The sequence below is a fragment of the Pseudoalteromonas nigrifaciens genome, from assembly GCF_002221505.1.
GTDB classification, from domain to species: domain Bacteria; phylum Pseudomonadota; class Gammaproteobacteria; order Enterobacterales; family Alteromonadaceae; genus Pseudoalteromonas; species Pseudoalteromonas nigrifaciens.
Window position 1 is genome coordinate 2,163,775 of sequence record NZ_CP011036.1, and the last position, 15,897, is coordinate 2,179,671.

The window sequence follows — 15,897 nt, forward strand, 5'->3', positions numbered from 1 at the left end:
TGTGAATCGCTTTATATTTTTTGTTATATGTTTAATTATTTTTTTACTCCCCCTACCCCTTGGCAGTTACCGCCCATGGGCAATATTAGCTATAGGCGTGCTGATTAGCTTTACGTTTTTATTGCATTTATTTAATAGTGCTATTAAAAATAAACAACTGCTTTATCCTCCTTTATACTCTTGGCCTATATTTATTGCTCTTGGCGTTGTTGTTTTAGTTTGCACAATACAGCTATTTAGTATAAGTGTTGATCCGTTTCAAACTCAGCAAATGTTAATTAAAACCTGGTTTATGCTATTATTTTGCTGGTTAATTTTTATTTACTGTAACCACTCCCTACGAATTAAAAAACTAGTTTACACTGTTATTTTTGCTGGGGTTTTTCAGGCCTTATATGCAAGTTATTTAAGCTTATCACCCGATATTATTAGCCCATTATTTAGTTATAAACATACCGATCGTGCTATTGGTACTTTTACTTATTCTAACTTTTTAGCCAACTATTTAGCGCTGTGCTTATGCTTAGGCATAGGTGTGTTGATCAGTGAGTTAAAACGCTCTGCTAACGACAATACACAATCACTCGCACAAACATTACGTGACTGGGCTGGTATATTATTAAGCTCTAAAATTGTATTACGCGTATCATTAATTATTATTATTGTTGCCTTAATATTAACTCGCAGCCGCATGGGTAACTCGGCATTTTTTATCGCTTTAATGGTTATGAGCTTATTGGCTTTATTTATTTACAGACAAAAGCCCAAAGCGTTTAAACACCTTATTATTAGCTTTTTTATTATCGATTTAATTATTATTGGTGCAATATTTGACGTTGAAAAAGTAAAACAGCGTATTAGCGAAACCAGTATACACTCAGAAACGCGTGACGAAGTGGTAAGCGACTCTATACCACTTATATTAGATAAACCATTGCTGGGATCAGGTGGGGGTACTTTTTACACTGCTTTCCCTGCGTATCAATCAGAGCCCTTTTCTGGCTACTACGATAATGCGCATAACGATTATATACAATTTGCTGTGGAGCTAGGTATACCGGCAACATTAGCACTTGGTTTGCTGATACTTTATTGTTTATGGCTCTGTATTGCGACCATGCGCCAACGCAAAACCGCACTTTATCAAGGAGTAGCATTTGGCTGTGCAGTAGCTATTATTACTATGCTACTGCATTCTTTAGTCGACTATTCGCTGCAAGCAGGCGCTAATTCAATGCTGTTTATGGCTATTTTATGCTTAGCTATTTTAACTAATAAATTACCTGCGCCTAAAACTATAAAAAAAAGACGTAATCAAGCCGACTAGTGCTGTGCTAAATCAAACTCTGTTAAGTGACCGTCGCCATGAATAAGCTGATAGCGGGCCAAATTACCTTGCTCTAGCGTTATTAAGCTAATAGCTGAATCGCTCACTAAATACTTTTGCCCATCGCCTTTGGTTTGGTGTTTATCAACCTCCATATGCCAACGTTTAGTAAAGAAATTCAGCGGACTTTTCGGGCTATATAAAATTGAATCGAGTTTATCGAGTATATTTATTAATTTACGCGGAAATTCATTTTTTATACCACTGGCAGTCAGCTGCCACACTCTATTAGGATGATCGCCAAAACGTTTTTGCACCGAAAAACAAAAGGAGTAATGTACATCACCAGATAAAATTAGCGTTTCGTTTGGGGTATCGTCTCTTCTAAAAGTATCGAGCAATTTTCTTGCCGAGCCTTCGTGAGCCATCCAGTTCTCTACGTCTACCGTGAGCGGTTGGCCGCACATATTAAATAGCGCTTGAATAGCTTCAATCGATTTAACGCCAAATACTGGCGCGGGCGATACAATAATAACTTGATCATGGCTCAATAAGCTCTGCTCAAGATCAGTAAGTCGCTCCCAATCAAGTAGACCAGAGGGCTCATTAAAATTTTGCTCATTACGCCAACGATGTGTGCGAGTGTCGAGCACCACCACTTTAGGAACCGTTGTCAGTTCATAATGCCAATGACTAAATTCTGTTAGTGTTTTATCAAATGTTTTAAATTGCCAAATATTACTACTCGCTAAGCTGTGCTTAAACGCAGCGATTAATGTGCCCGTTTTAGTGAGTGCATCATTTCCCATCCCTTGAAACAACCAGTAACTAATTAAACCATTGCTTACAATACGTTTACTCACTGGGTTTTGACTAATCGCTTGCTCCCATCCAGCTGTCAGGTTCCAGTCATCGGTTACATCATGATCGTCAAATATCATTAATGTAGATACATTGGCAAACAACCGCTCTACATCACTCAATCCTTTTGTATAATCAATCAGTGCTGATTTTTCGGCGTTAAAAATAGTCTTGTTTTGCTCGTTTTGACCTGCATACGTTATGCTTTGTATATCTACACATTGCCAAGCTGCAGCACTAAAATTTAATAAATAAAGTGCTATATATTCTTCAAAGTGAATAAGGTGATTGTGGGCTTTTACACTTGAAAAGTGAGGTTCATCTTTTTTCAGCCAGTAACTAACACCTAACTTTGAGCGTTTTTGCCAAGGTGTTTTTGGTAAGAACAAATGGCGATTATAAAGCTGCTCATTTATATCGTTCGGTAGCTCAACTGTAAGTGGTTGCTCTTTATAAATACCTAAGGCTTCAATTAACTGATGAATGGCTAATAACATAGGTCCTGCTACGTCATCGGCATAAACCTGATCACCGCTCAGTAATAGCAATTGTGCACCTTGGTTGTTATTACCGCGCTGAGTGTTTTGCCAATGACTTGCACAGACTAAACTGTCTTTTGCGGGATGATGTGCATTACGACATGATCCGTGCAAAATATCACTGAGTTTATTGGGAATTACAAATGCAGGTGTTGCTTGATTGCTATAGCACCAAGGCGATAAATCAATTGGAGTATCGTCAACTATAAGTTCGTAGCTTAATAAGCTGTCAGGAGGAAACTTATGATTTATTGGCTTTATAATGACGAAATGCAGATATAAGCGCTCGCCGAGAGAAACGCTGTGCTGATCGCTGTAACATTCATAATTTAACAGTTCAATGCGACAGTTTACAGGCTTAGAGGTAGCAAACTGAATGCATACACTGGTTTGCTCTGCACGGCGCACCATAGGCCCCATTAATAAAATAGGAAGTTGCGCCGTGTGAGTTTTCATGTATTTAGCCTTTGGCTGCTAATTTAAATAAAGAGTAAAAGTTCTCTGTAGTCGCTTTTGCCAGCTCGTTAAAGCTAATTCCCTTTAATTCACTAATGTAATAAGCCACATCTTCTACATATGCTGGCTGATTAGTTTTTCCGCGATACGGTACTGGTGCTAAATATGGAGAGTCGGTTTCTATTAACAAGCGATCGAGCGGTATTTGTTTTACCACTTCTTTTAACTCTACGGCATTTTTGAAGGTAACAATGCCCGAAATCGAAATATAAAAGCCCATATCAATGGCTTTTTTAGCCATATCCCAATCTTCAGTAAAACAATGTAGTACACCACCACAATTTTCGGCGTTATGCTGTTTCATTAAATTAATGGTATCGCTACGAGCGTCACGAGTATGAATAATTAATGGCTTTTGTAGTTGATTTGCTACTTCTATATGACCTACAAAGCTTGCCTGTTGTACGGCATGCGTGTCTTTTGCGTAGTAGTAATCAAGTCCTGTTTCACCAATGGCGACGACTTTATCGTGCGACGCTAAATCGATTAATTGTTGCTTATTAAGCGCATCTTTTTGATCAAGTGGATGTACGCCACACGAAGCTGACACATCATCATAATGCTTAATTTTATCAAGCATATTCGGGAATTGATCAAGTGTTACGCTTACACATAAAAAGTGTTCAACCTTTTTTGCACGCGCTTTATCAAGCACTTGGTCAAGGTTTAAATCGAGCTTATCAAAATCAAGGCGGTCTAAATGGCAATGAGAATCTACAATCATGGTACTACTTTACATGGTATAAGTTGGATTACCGGAGTTTAACATAGTCCCCAGTAGTTTTTCGATCTTGGCGTTTAGGTTTGTTTTATCATCTAAAAAACTAATACCTATGCCAGGCGGGTTAGAGCTTTGCGCTCCTTGTGGTGTGATCCACGACACTTTCCCGGTCACAACGTCATCCTCTAACGCATCTGGAAGGGTAACTCGTAAAGCGAGTGAATGCCCTACTTCGTAACGCATATTAGTGCGTACAAATAAGCCCCCTTTTTTTAAATAAGGCATATAACAGCAATATAATTCATCTAAATCGTCTATATCTACTAATAGCTCTTGCATGCTCAGTCCTTTAATTATTTCGCAGTACGGACGCTAATCTCGATACTGCTAGCGGTAAATTTAGCCCGAGTATTTTGGTATTGTTTTGTAAAAACTCGTTTAGAGCATGTTGCACATTTTGATAAGCGTCAAAGCTCATGCCTTGCATAAGCTGTTGTTTTAATTGCTCGCTTAAAAACAACGTAAATATACGAATAAGCTCAGGCTGTTTATTTATTATTGCTACTAACTCTGTAAAATTATGACTTTGTTTAAACTCAGTTGCAAATTTATAAAGTGTATTTATATTTTGTAGCTGATTTTGCTCTTGCCAGTATTTAACTTGCAGTGGTTGGCTGTAAAACAGCGGCAACCAGGTGTAATTAGTTATTTCTAGCGATTCTAACCATTGCTGAGCAAGTGCTAAGTTTGTTACTTTTACATCCGTTTTTGCACAGCGACTTAAAACAGTGGCTGGCAATTGTGTAGCTTGACTGGATGTGAGAATTAAAAACCGGCTTTGACTTGGCTCTTCTAGCGTTTTTAATAACGCATTTGCAGCAGCGGTAGTCATTTTTTCGCAGTTTTCGATAATAGCGACTTTATTACCATTTTGCGCTGCCGAATGATGCATAAAATCACTAATACCACGTATATCGTCTACGCCAATACTCTGCCCATCAACTTGCGTTAAGCGCTTATCAGGGTGAGTACCTGCCTTTATTAATAAACAACTTTTACACTGTCCACAAGCTGATAATACACTTTTTTTTGCCGCAACTTGCTCGGCTATATTGTTGCACAACAATGCATTGGCTAACTGGCTTGCAAAAGCAAACTTGCCAACACCAATAGGACCACTAAACAACTGCGCATGATGAAAGCGCTGTGCTTTAAAACTTTGTGTTAAGCGTTGCTCTATATCGTGTAGCCAAGGCAGTCTCATATTATTTTTGCTCTGCAAAAAATGTGCGTAATACATTCGTTATATCACGATGTACGTGCTCAATGCTTTGGTTTGCGTCAACAGTTTTAATGGAGTTGTCGTCATTAGCAAGTTCTAAGTAACGCATCCGTGTACGCTGAAAAAACTCAATCGCTTCTTGTTCTATTCTGTCTAATTCGCCTCGACCTTTAGCGCGTTCAAGGCCAATAACCGGATCAATATCTAAGTAAATGGTTAAATCGGGTTTTAGCCCTTTTAATACCATGGAAGAAAGTGATGCAAGTGTATTAGCACTAATACCACGCCCACCACCCTGATACGCCTGCGATGACAAGTCATGACGATCGGCAAGTACCCATTGCCCTTGCTCAAGTGCTGGGTTAATAACATTATGCATTAGCTGCGAGCGTGCAGCGTACATAATTAATAACTCAGTTTCGAACGCTATTTCTTCGTCATGTTGTGCTTTTACTAATGTACGTAACGACTCAGCAAGCGGCGTACCACCGGGTTCACGCACATTAATAAAATCAATTTTTTTGCTGTTTAAAAACGACTGGCACAAAGCAATAGCGGTAGATTTACCGGCCCCTTCTAACCCTTCGATTACTATAAATTTAGGTTTCATAAAAAATTAGTTCTTTTTGTTTAATATATACGTTTTAACTGCCGCATTGTGTTGCTTCAATGTGGTTGAAAATTGATGACTGCCATCACCTTTTGAAACAAAGTAAACATACTCAGTTGTGGGTGGATTAACCGCGGCTAAAATAGCTGCCTTTGATGGCATGGCAATGGGTGTTGGCGGCAGGCCATTAATACGATAGGTGTTATAGGGCGTGTAGTTACGCAAGTCTTTGCGTTTAATATCGCCGTCAAAGCTCTCCCCAATGCCGTAAATTACGGTTGGATCTGTTTGTAGACGCATATTAGTATTTAGTCTGTTTACAAATGCAGAGGCGATTAATGGCCGCTCACTGGCAAGGCCCGTTTCTTTTTCAATAATGGAGGCCATTATCAGTGCTTCGTACGCTGTTTTATAGGGTAAATTTTGTGCACGCTGCTGCCAAGCAGTATCAAGGGTTTGCTGCATTTTTTGGGCGGCGCGTTTTAGCACACTGCTAATTGTGTCGTTATTATGATAGTGATAGGTTTCGGGAAATAACCAGCCTTCTAAGTGCATATCACTGCCAAGTATTTGCTGACTTAGTTGCTGCTCTTTTAAATCATTTTTTAAGTTATTGGCATTTTTAATAGCGGCTAATACTTCGCGCAGCGCTTGGCCTTCAATAATTGTAAAACTAAAGCTAACTTGTTGGCCATTATTTATTTTTTTTATATTGCTAATAACACTATCACTATTAAGTGCGTAAAGCCCCGTTTTTAAATCTGTGAGTGTTGGGTCTAGTTTAGCAAGTAATTGGTAACGCCAGCAGTTTTCTACCCAGTTATTGGCTTGCCATTGCTTACATAACTGATTAAAGCCAGTACCTTTTTTCACTTCAAATTGGGTGTTATTCGCTACTTTTAATGGGCTATGGAGCGTTGCTTGTAATTGCTGATAACCAAAAACACTGGTAATTATAGCTAATAATAATACCGATAAAGTAACTTTTAACACTTAGCCTCCTTGGCTAATAATTTATTTAATAATAACTGGCTATGCACAATATCAAAGCTACGCTGCTCAAGACGATTAATAGGCACTACGCCCATTAAGCTATTACAGATAAAAACCGCATCTGCTTCAAGCAAGTCTGCAATACTTACGCACTTAAAATCAACGGCTAATTTATCACATAATGATTGTAGATAAACCCCCTTTATCCCGCACTCATTAAGGCTTGGGGTAAATAATTTATTTTGCTTAATAGCAATAATATTTGCTGCAGAGGCTTCTATCACATTGTTGTTATAATCAAGTACAAGCACATCATCACAAGGTTGCGTTTGCAGCGCTTTTTTTATTAATACTTGTTCAAGGCGGTTTAGTGTTTTGAGCCCTGCAAGCAAGGGTTGTGCGGCTAGTTTAATGGGGCTGATGTTAAGGCTTATACCCTCATTTGCCAGTCTGCTGTAATTTTGAGGATACTCTAAAACACTCAATAACACGGTTACATTACAGGTTTGCGGCAAACCATAACCGCGCCCTCCTTCGCCTCGCGTTATTACAATTTTAAGCACACACAACGTATGCTCCGCTATACTTTTAGCTATGTGAGCTTCAAGTTCAGCAATATCTACTAATGGAAAACCAAGTCGTGCAGCACATTCAATTAAACGTGCTTTATGATGTGACCAATGCTCTACTTGCCCATTTACTACTTTTGCAGTTGTAAAAAAGCCATCACCATAATTTAAGCCACGATCGTACGCGCTTATAGTGCTGTTTTTAACTGTTGTAATAATAGTTTGTGTGTTTTTTTGTGTTTTTTGCATATAAAAAAAGCCCAGTTAAACAACTGAGCTCTTATAGTCTGGTCTGTTGTTAAAAAAGATTATACCTTTTTAAACAGTAACGAGCCATTAGTACCACCAAAGCCAAACGAGTTACATAGTGCAAACTCTAATTTTGCATCTCGGGCAGTGTGCGGTACATAGTCTAAATCGCACCCTTCATCTGGGTTATCAAGATTAATTGTTGGGGTAACTTTTTGATCGGTTAACGACAATATTGAAATAATCGACTCAACCGAACCAGCAGCACCTAATAAGTGACCCATCATAGATTTAGATGAACTCACCATTACGTCTTTTGCTGCACTGCCAAAAACACTTTTAACGGCCGAGGTTTCTGCTTTGTCGCCTGCATGAGTCGATGTACCATGTGCGTTAATGTAACCAATTTGGTCCGCATTTACTTGCGCATCGTTTAGCGCATTTTCCATCGCTAATGCTGCGCCTGCACCATCTTCTGGTGGTGAAGTCATATGAAATGCATCACCACTCATACCAAAACCAACTAGTTCTGCGTAAATTTTTGCACCACGTGCTTTTGCGTGTTCGTATTCTTCAACAACCACAACACCCGCACCATCTGATAATACAAAACCATCGCGGTCTTTATCCCAAGGACGCGAAGCCGCTTGTGGATCATCGTTGCGTGTTGAAAGTGCACGAGCAGCATTAAAGCCCCCCATACCAATTGGTGTACAGGCTTTTTCAGCACCGCCAGCTACCATAGCATCTGCATCGCCATACGCTATCATACGAGCAGCATGGCCAATATTATGCAAACCCGTAGTACAGGCTGTAACAATAGAAATATTAGGGCCACGTAGTCCATTCATTATTGATAAATGACCAGAAATCATATTAATAATGGTAGAAGGTACATAAAATGGGGATAACTTACGCGGTCCACTATTAAGTAGTTTTATATGGTTTTCTTCAATAAGCGTTAAACCACCAATACCTGAACCCACTGCTACGCCAATACGCGTCGCGTTTTGTTCAGTTACTTCAAGGCCTGAATCTTTAAATGCTTGGATCCCCGCGGCAATGCCGTATTGAATAAATAAATCCATTTTTTTAGCATCTTTTGCTGGCATATAAGCCGATGCATCAAAATCATTGATTAGACCCGCGAAATGCGTACCAAATTTTGATGTATCAAAGTGTGTGATAGTTTGAATACCACTTTTGCCATCTAATAAGCCCTGCCAGGTTGATTGCACATCATTACCTAGCGGCGTCAACATTCCTAAGCCAGTTACGACAACTCGACGTTTAGCCACGGTTTGCCTCCAATAAGGTGTTTTATAAGGGGATAATAATACCCAAGCAACTTCAAAGTACTCGTCTCAAATTAGATTTAAAACGCATAATACCAATAAAATCAGTGTAAATTAGATTGATGTTTAGCTTTGCTTTGAATCATATACTTTGAAGTGGTTTGGATATAGAGATTAAGGGCAGCGAATGCTGCCCTTAATATGCGATTAATTACTCAGCGTGAGCTGTAACGTAATCGATAGCAGATTGTACTGTAGTGATTTTTTCAGCTTCTTCATCAGGGATCTCAGTATCAAACTCTTCTTCAAGAGCCATTACTAATTCAACTGTATCAAGAGAATCTGCACCTAAGTCATCTACGAAAGAAGATTCATTCTTCACTTCTTCTTCTTTAACACCTAGTTGTTCGATGATAATTTTCTTTACGCGTTCTTGGATATCGCTCATTCTTCTTTCCTTTATTAAAAACGCCAATGCGTTATTTTCAGATTGCGGCGTAGTTTACGTCGCATAATTCTCTGATTCAATCTTTTGACCATAAATAATTGTCTGGTCAAACCTCTTGAGTGTACGTTTCGTCTTTTATCGCTTATTTTAACCACGATTTCAAGTATGTTTAAAGCAAGATTGCCAATAATTCAATCTTTTTTGGCAATTTAATTACTTATATTTAATTACTTTCTTTGCACATAGGCTATTAAACCATGTACATCGCACCATTTACATGCAAAGTTTCACCCGATACATACGCAGCCGCATCTGACGCTAGGTAACATACAGCAGCAGCAATTTCATCTGGTTGCCCTAAACGCCCTGCTGGTACATTTGCCAGTGTGGCTGCTTTTTGCTCATCCGTAAGACCATCAGTCATATCGGTTTGAATAAAACCAGGCGCAACTACGTTTACCGTAATACCACGCGACGCTACTTCGCGTGCTAGTGACTTAGAAAAGCCAATAACACCGGCTTTAGCCGCTGCATAGTTAGCTTGCCCAGCATTACCCATAGTGCCCACTACTGAGCCAATATTGATAATACGACCGTTCTTTTTCTTCATCATTGGGCGTAATACCGCCTTAGATAAACGGAATATAGAACTTAAGTTAGTGTCGATAATATCATCCCACTCACTTTCTTTCATGCGCATTAATAAATTATCGCGAGTGATGCCGGCATTATTTACCAATACGTCAACATCGCCAAAATCAGCTTTAATCGCCGCCAATGTCGCCTCAATAGATGCAGGATCAGTTACGTTTAACGCATAGCCTTTACCGCTTTCACCTAAATACTCGCTAATTTTAGCAGCGCCCGACTCACTGGTTGCCGTACCCGCTACTTTTGCGCCTTGGGCAACTAAAGTAGTTGCAATGGCTTTACCAATACCACGGCTAGCGCCCGTGATCAGGACAACTTTGCCCGCTAATGAAAATAAATTAGTCATATTTTATACTCTTATTTTGCAGCATCAATTGAGGCACAGTCGTTAACTGAACCACAGATCATTGCTTTATCAATTCGTTTTGCAAGGCCAGTTAATACTTTGCCTGGGCCAAATTCGTAGCTTTGCGTTACACCTTGTGCGACTAATGCTTGTACTGTTTCAGTCCAGCGTACTGGGCTGTATAACTGGCGTACTAATGCGTCTTTAATTGCATCAGCTGACGTTTCAGCTTTTACATCAACATTATTAATAACAGCGCATTTAGGCGTGTTAAATGTTAACGCAGCTAAATCAATAGCTAGCTTTTCAGCGGCCGGCTTCATTAGCTCACAATGCGATGGTACGCTAACAGCAAGTGGCAATGCACGTTTTGCACCTGCATCTTTACACGCTTGAGAAGCGCGATCTACAGCCGCTTTATGGCCTGCAATAACAACTTGCCCAGGAGAATTATAATTTACCGGAGAAACCACTTCACCCTGCGCTGCAGCGGCGCAAGCCGCTTTGGTTTCATCGTCGCCTAAGCCAATAATAGCAGCCATTGAACCCACACCTGCAGGTACGGCTTCTTGCATATATAAACCACGGTTCTCTACTAGCTTTACCGCTTCACTCAAGCTTATTACTTCGCTACATACTAATGCTGAGTACTCACCTAAGCTGTGTCCAGCCATAACAACATCTGCATCTGGGTTAGCTGCTAACCAGTCACGGTAAATAGCAACACTGGCTGTTAATAATGCAGGTTGAGTGCGGTGAGTTTGATTTAGTTTTTCTTCTGGGCCATTAAGAACCAGTTCTGCTAGGTCATATCCTAACGCCGCTGACGCTTCGCTAAAAGTTGCTTTAACAATGTCTGAGCTTTGGAGTAACTCAGTTAACATGCCAACACTTTGTGAGCCTTGACCTGGAAATAGAATTGCAATTTGTTGTGCCATATTTTGCTCTTTTTAATTAAACAAATAAATAATGTTATAAACACGGCAACTCAATTACTACTCGTTCACCGTGTCTTTAGAATGTATTTTTTCAAAAATTGCGGCTATTTTGTCAGGAAGTTGGCGTTCAACCTCCTTTACCGCTTCATCAATTGCTGCTTGAAATGCTTTAGCTGAGGCATTTCCATGGCTTTTAACCACAATACCGCGCAATCCTACCAGACTTGCACCGTTATACTGGTCGGGGTTCACCCTTTTATAGAGTTTTTTTATTATTGGGCTCAGCATAAACGCCATGCATTTATATACGAGGTGCTTTTCAAGCGCGGCGGTAAACTTATTCATTATAAGTTTTGCAATCCCTTCACAGGTTTTAAGCGCCACATTACCCACAAAGCCTTCGCATACAATAACATCGGCTTTTCCGGTAAATATATCGCTACCTTCACTGTAACCAATATAGTTGATTAAAGGGCTTTGCTGCATTAATTGTGCAGCTTGCTTAATATCTTCATGGCCTTTGATATCTTCAGAGCCAATATTTAATAAACTTACTTTGGGATTATCGCAGCCAAGTGCTTGCCCTGCGACTACCGACCCCATAATGCCAAATTGATATAAGGTTTGCGCATCGCAATGTACGTTAGCACCCAGATCGAGTAAATAAACAGGGTTTTTTCGCTCTGTAGGTACCGCAGAAATAAGTGCTGGACGTTTTACACCAGGAAGCATTTTTAACACGTAATGTGCCATAAAGAATAACGCGCCAGTATTACCTGAACTTACGCATGCTTGAGCCTCGCCCGATTTAACTAAGTTAAGGGCAACGCGCATAGATGAATCTTTTTTGGAGCGTACAGCAACACCGGGCTTACATGCATTTGTAACAACTTCGCTACAGTGGCGAATAATAAGTCGAGGGTGTGCTAGTGAATCGAGTGATTCGAGTTGTTTTGATATGACTTGCTCATTTCCGCATAAAATTAGCGTTAAATTAGCATGAGCATTTACCGCGTTAACGGCAGCGGGGATAGATGAACGGGGGCCGTAATCGCCCCCCATCATATCTAACGCTATGGTTAGATTATTCAGCATAAAGAAATCTCTTATTTAGAAATTACTTGAACGCCTTTGTAGTAACCATCTGCAGTCACATGGTGGCGACGATGAGTCTCACCAGATGTTTGATCTACAGTTAAGCTTGGACCACTAATCGCATCGTGTGAACGGCGCATGCCGCGTCTTGCACGAGACTTTTTGCTTTTTTGTACAGCCATAGTCTTCTCCTAAGAATCTTTCTTAAGTTGTTTCAAAATATCAAATGGATTAGGTTTCTCATCTTCCGCCTTTAAAACACCAAAGCTGGCAGGCTTTGCTGAATAACTGCATGAAGCTTCGTTGTGGGTAGAGACCAATGGAACTGCTAAAATTAATTCGTCTTCAATTAAATTAAAAACGTTAATTTCACCATTTTCATCAAGCGCTACTTCATCGTAGTCTTCTGGAAAAATGTCTGATTCTGTTTCATCACCAACTGGTGAATAAACAAAATCTTGCACCAAATCCAACCCTAAATCACCATTACAACGTTGACAAGTGACAGTTACGTGTGTGGACAAATTGCCTCTAATCACAACAAAACCTTGGTCGTCGTTTTTGCAATGAATTTTTACCGCTATTTCACCTACTTCTTCCTGCACAACTTCTCGTAAACGAGTTAGTTTCTCAAGCGGTACAATGCCGTCATACTTTAAACGGTGTTGCGCTGCTTTGCCTGGATGAAGAGTGATGGGAATTTTCACCTTTTGCATAGGGGCTGCATCATATAGATAGTTAGTTGGTTAGTCAAAGTAAAAAACCATATTTACGTGGTTTTTCACGTGTTTTACTCACGGATCTGATTTATCCTAACTCAATCTGATTTTGGTTAGGAAAACAATCTATGAAGTACCCACTTATATTAGCCTCAAGCTCACCCTTTAGGCAGTCTTTATTACAAAAATTCAATCTACCATTCGATACATTTTCACCGAATGTTGACGAGTCAGCATTAAACAATGAAACCCCTGCACAACTAGTTAAGCGTTTAAGTGAATTAAAAGCCCGCGCAGCTAGTAAACACTTTAGTAAAGGCTTAGTGATTGGCTCAGATCAGGTTGCTGTATTTAATGAGCAAATTTTAGGTAAACCTCATAATAAACACAATGCCGTAAAACAGTTATCCCTTTTTAGCGGCCATAGTGTAACATTTTTAACTGGCCTGTGCGTTTACGATCTTACATCTGGGGAGAGTAAAACCTGCATTGAACCATTTAATGTTACTTTCAAAACACTCACTGATGCGCAAATAAGTGCTTATTGCGATGCTGAGCAGCCCTATAATTGCGCAGGCAGTTTTAAAAGTGAAGGCCTAGGAATTTGTTTATTTGAAAAATTAACTGGAGACGATCCCAACAGTTTAATTGGTTTACCACTGATCAAACTCAGCCAATTATTAGCTGAGTTTGGCCTTGATGTGCTAAGTGCGCAATCAAATACCCCCCTTAGTTAATGCTCAGGCAGCAATAACTGTTGCAACTGCTGATAACTATCAACAGTTGCAATCGGGTTAAACTCGCTAAGTTGCTTTGCGTTATGTACACCCATAGTGACACCTATGCTATCCATACCCGCGGCTTGCGCCATTGCCATATCAATTTTTGTATCGCCAATCATAACCGCTTCATCGGCGCTTATGCCAAGCTCTGCTAATAATTGAAACAACATATCCGGCGATGGCTTAGAGCTTGCGTCATCACTACTACGCGTTGCACTAAAATAATGCCCTAACTCACTTTGGTGTAATAAACGATCGAGTCCTGCGCGCCCTTTACCTGTTGCCACGGCTAAAATAATGCCACTGTGCTGTAGTGCTAATAGCACTTTTTCTACATCGGCAAATAATGGTGTAGCCGTAGTATCTGTTTGGTAATGCTGCTTATATCCACTAATTAACGCTTGATGCTGCGCTCTATGCAGCGGAAATAATACCGCAATGGCTTTATCAAGCGACAAACCAATAATGCTTTTTGTTGCTTCATTGCTTGGCGGTTCTATATTTAACGCAACGGCACTGCTGCAAATACAATTAACTATTTTAGTTATTGAATCCATTACTGTGCCGTCCCAATCAAAAATAACCAGCTTGTACTTTTTGAGCGAACTGACTGCTATCACGTTTTATTAGCACGCAATTTAACTAGGCAATTAGCCAGTGCTTTATCAAGCGGTGCTTCTACGCGCATGGTTGTTTCGTTTTTAGGATGATAAAAAGTTAAGTCATGAGCATGTAAAAACAAACGATTTAACCCTGTTTTACGCATCGAATTATCAAACTCTTCATCGCCATATTTATCATCACACGCAATGGGATGCCCTTTGCATTGTGTATGCACACGTATTTGGTGAGTACGCCCGGTAACCGGTGACGCCTGCACTAACGAGCACTCGTTAAAGCGCTCAAGCACTTTAAAGCGGGTATGTGAGGGTTTACCTTCAGTGTTATCTACACGCACTACGCGCTCCCCAGACTTAAGCGTATTTTTACGCAGCCCTTCGGTAACATTTTTAGTTTTAGAGTCCCATTGGCCATCAACTAGCGCCCAATAGTTTTTTTCCATGGTTTTTTCACGTAACTGCTCATGTAAAGCAGTCAGTACTGAACGGCGCTTAGCAATTAATAAACACCCCGACGTATCGCGATCTAGTCTATGCACAAGCTCTAAACTGCGCTCTTCTGGGCGTAATACTCGCAGCGCTTCAATTAAACCATAACTTAAGCCACTACCACCATGTACCGCCATACCCGATGGTTTATTAATAACAATCAGGTATTTATCTTCAAATATAATATCATTTTCAAGGCGTGTTACTTTATCAAGTTTTGAAGGCACAAACTCTTCTCGTTCTGCCACCCTAATTGGCGCAATACGAAGAACATCTTCTAGCTGCAGTTTATATACCGGCTTAATGCGTTTTTTATTAACGCGCACCTCACCTTTACGCAAAAGTTTATAAATTGCGCTTTTAGGCACCCCTTTTAAATGGGTAATAAGAAAGTTATCAATTCGTTGACCTAAATGGTCTTCGTTGATCGTGACATAAGTTACTTGTAAGTCGTTTTTTTCTGACATTGCCTAATCACTAATTTAAGAAAAATAATTTAGTTGCTAACACAGTTATAATAGTGGGATAATCAGCAGCGCAAATATTTAGTATTTGCAAATAACAACGGTGCTTTTTAACGCAGTAATACATTCGTGATGCACATTCTGGGTAATTGATCATACAGATCCGAGTTAAGTTTTCCAAAGCTTTTATACATACCCAGTCAACACGTGCGATCAATTAGCGGCAATGCGCGTAATATATTGCCAGTTAAGTTTGAACATGAATTGATTTTTAATGCGATTGAAAAAGCAATGAACAGATAATTTGTCTGATAGTGACGACGTAAAAACGTCGTTCAGCACTTGCTCAATTGTAGTACCGTACAGCAGCTTATTTAGAACTA

18 protein-coding genes are annotated in these 15,897 nt (G+C 39.9%); 2 read left to right on the forward strand and 16 right to left on the reverse strand.

The features are described 5' to 3' along the window. Position 1: 1 nt before the first annotated feature. On the forward strand, positions 2-1,327 hold the full coding sequence (locus PNIG_RS10365) for an O-antigen ligase family protein (protein WP_089368440.1): 1,326 nt from the start codon (positions 2-4) through the stop codon (positions 1,325-1,327). Here PNIG_RS10365 and PNIG_RS10370 read toward each other — a convergent pair. The 14 genes from PNIG_RS10370 to yceD all read right to left on the reverse strand — a co-directional run bounded on the left by PNIG_RS10370 (position 1,324) and on the right by yceD (position 13,156). After that, positions 1,324-3,183: an alkaline phosphatase D family protein gene (locus PNIG_RS10370; RefSeq protein WP_089368441.1), complete on the reverse strand. Its 1,860-nt coding sequence runs from the start codon at positions 3,181-3,183 to the stop codon at positions 1,324-1,326. The two genes, PNIG_RS10365 and PNIG_RS10370, sit on opposite strands and share 4 nt — an antisense overlap. 4 nt (positions 3,184-3,187) lie before the next feature. Continuing rightward, entirely contained in the window at positions 3,188-3,967 is a 780-nt protein-coding gene (locus PNIG_RS10375) for a TatD family hydrolase (RefSeq protein WP_011328476.1), read from the reverse strand. A gap of 9 nt (positions 3,968-3,976) precedes the next feature. Further along, positions 3,977-4,303 carry a PilZ domain-containing protein gene (locus PNIG_RS10380; RefSeq protein ID WP_011328477.1) on the reverse strand — a complete coding sequence of 109 codons (327 nt, stop codon included), beginning with the start codon at positions 4,301-4,303 and terminating at the stop codon, positions 3,977-3,979. Positions 4,304-4,313: 10 nt separating this feature from the next. Then, positions 4,314-5,228 carry a DNA polymerase III subunit gene (locus tag PNIG_RS10385; RefSeq protein WP_089368442.1) on the reverse strand — a complete coding sequence of 305 codons (915 nt, stop codon included), beginning with the start codon at positions 5,226-5,228 and terminating at the stop codon, positions 4,314-4,316. Between the two features lies 1 nt (position 5,229). After that, positions 5,230-5,856: a dTMP kinase gene (gene tmk / locus PNIG_RS10390; RefSeq protein WP_011328479.1), complete on the reverse strand. Its 627-nt coding sequence runs from the start codon at positions 5,854-5,856 to the stop codon at positions 5,230-5,232. Positions 5,857-5,862: 6 nt separating this feature from the next. Continuing rightward, positions 5,863-6,849 (reverse strand): endolytic transglycosylase MltG, encoded by a 987-nt coding sequence (mltG, locus tag PNIG_RS10395; RefSeq protein ID WP_011328480.1) that lies wholly within the window; start codon positions 6,847-6,849, stop codon positions 5,863-5,865. Next, positions 6,843-7,667: an aminodeoxychorismate lyase gene (pabC, locus tag PNIG_RS10400; protein WP_089368443.1), complete on the reverse strand. Its 825-nt coding sequence runs from the start codon at positions 7,665-7,667 to the stop codon at positions 6,843-6,845. Before pabC ends, mltG begins: the two co-directional genes overlap by 7 nt. A 59-nt stretch (positions 7,668-7,726) precedes the next feature. Next, positions 7,727-8,965: a beta-ketoacyl-ACP synthase II gene (gene fabF, locus PNIG_RS10405; RefSeq protein WP_011328482.1), complete on the reverse strand. Its 1,239-nt coding sequence runs from the start codon at positions 8,963-8,965 to the stop codon at positions 7,727-7,729. A gap of 208 nt (positions 8,966-9,173) precedes the next feature. Further along, on the reverse strand, positions 9,174-9,410 hold the full coding sequence (gene acpP, locus PNIG_RS10410) for an acyl carrier protein (RefSeq protein WP_006792304.1): 237 nt from the start codon (positions 9,408-9,410) through the stop codon (positions 9,174-9,176). 250 nt (positions 9,411-9,660) lie between these two features. Then, the gene (gene fabG, locus PNIG_RS10415; RefSeq protein WP_011328483.1) at positions 9,661-10,407 is read right to left on the reverse strand and encodes a 3-oxoacyl-ACP reductase FabG; all 747 of its coding nucleotides are present in this window, start codon (positions 10,405-10,407) and stop codon (positions 9,661-9,663) included. Between the two features lie 11 nt (positions 10,408-10,418). Next, entirely contained in the window at positions 10,419-11,345 is a 927-nt protein-coding gene (gene fabD, locus PNIG_RS10420) for an ACP S-malonyltransferase (protein ID WP_089368444.1), read from the reverse strand. Between the two features lie 57 nt (positions 11,346-11,402). Next, on the reverse strand, positions 11,403-12,440 hold the full coding sequence (gene plsX / locus PNIG_RS10425) for a phosphate acyltransferase PlsX (protein ID WP_011328485.1): 1,038 nt from the start codon (positions 12,438-12,440) through the stop codon (positions 11,403-11,405). Between the two features lie 11 nt (positions 12,441-12,451). Further along, entirely contained in the window at positions 12,452-12,622 is a 171-nt protein-coding gene (gene rpmF / locus PNIG_RS10430; protein ID WP_011328486.1) for a 50S ribosomal protein L32, read from the reverse strand. 9 nt (positions 12,623-12,631) lie between these two features. Then, positions 12,632-13,156 (reverse strand): 23S rRNA accumulation protein YceD, encoded by a 525-nt coding sequence (yceD, locus tag PNIG_RS10435; RefSeq protein WP_011328487.1) that lies wholly within the window; start codon positions 13,154-13,156, stop codon positions 12,632-12,634. Positions 13,157-13,287: 131 nt separating this feature from the next. On the opposite strand from yceD, the gene PNIG_RS10440 reads away from it, so the two are divergent. Beyond that, positions 13,288-13,896, forward strand: coding sequence for a Maf family protein (locus tag PNIG_RS10440; RefSeq protein ID WP_058373622.1), 609 nt, complete (start codon positions 13,288-13,290; stop codon positions 13,894-13,896). Here PNIG_RS10440 and PNIG_RS10445 read toward each other — a convergent pair. Both PNIG_RS10445 and rluC read right to left on the reverse strand, forming a co-directional pair. Next, on the reverse strand, positions 13,893-14,561 hold the full coding sequence (locus PNIG_RS10445; protein WP_244181032.1) for an HAD-IA family hydrolase: 669 nt from the start codon (positions 14,559-14,561) through the stop codon (positions 13,893-13,895). The genes PNIG_RS10440 and PNIG_RS10445 overlap by 4 nt on opposite strands. Beyond that, the gene (gene rluC, locus PNIG_RS10450) at positions 14,558-15,517 is read right to left on the reverse strand and encodes a 23S rRNA pseudouridine(955/2504/2580) synthase RluC (RefSeq protein WP_011328490.1); all 960 of its coding nucleotides are present in this window, start codon (positions 15,515-15,517) and stop codon (positions 14,558-14,560) included. Before rluC ends, PNIG_RS10445 begins: the two co-directional genes overlap by 4 nt. Between the last annotated feature and the right edge of the window lie 380 nt (positions 15,518-15,897).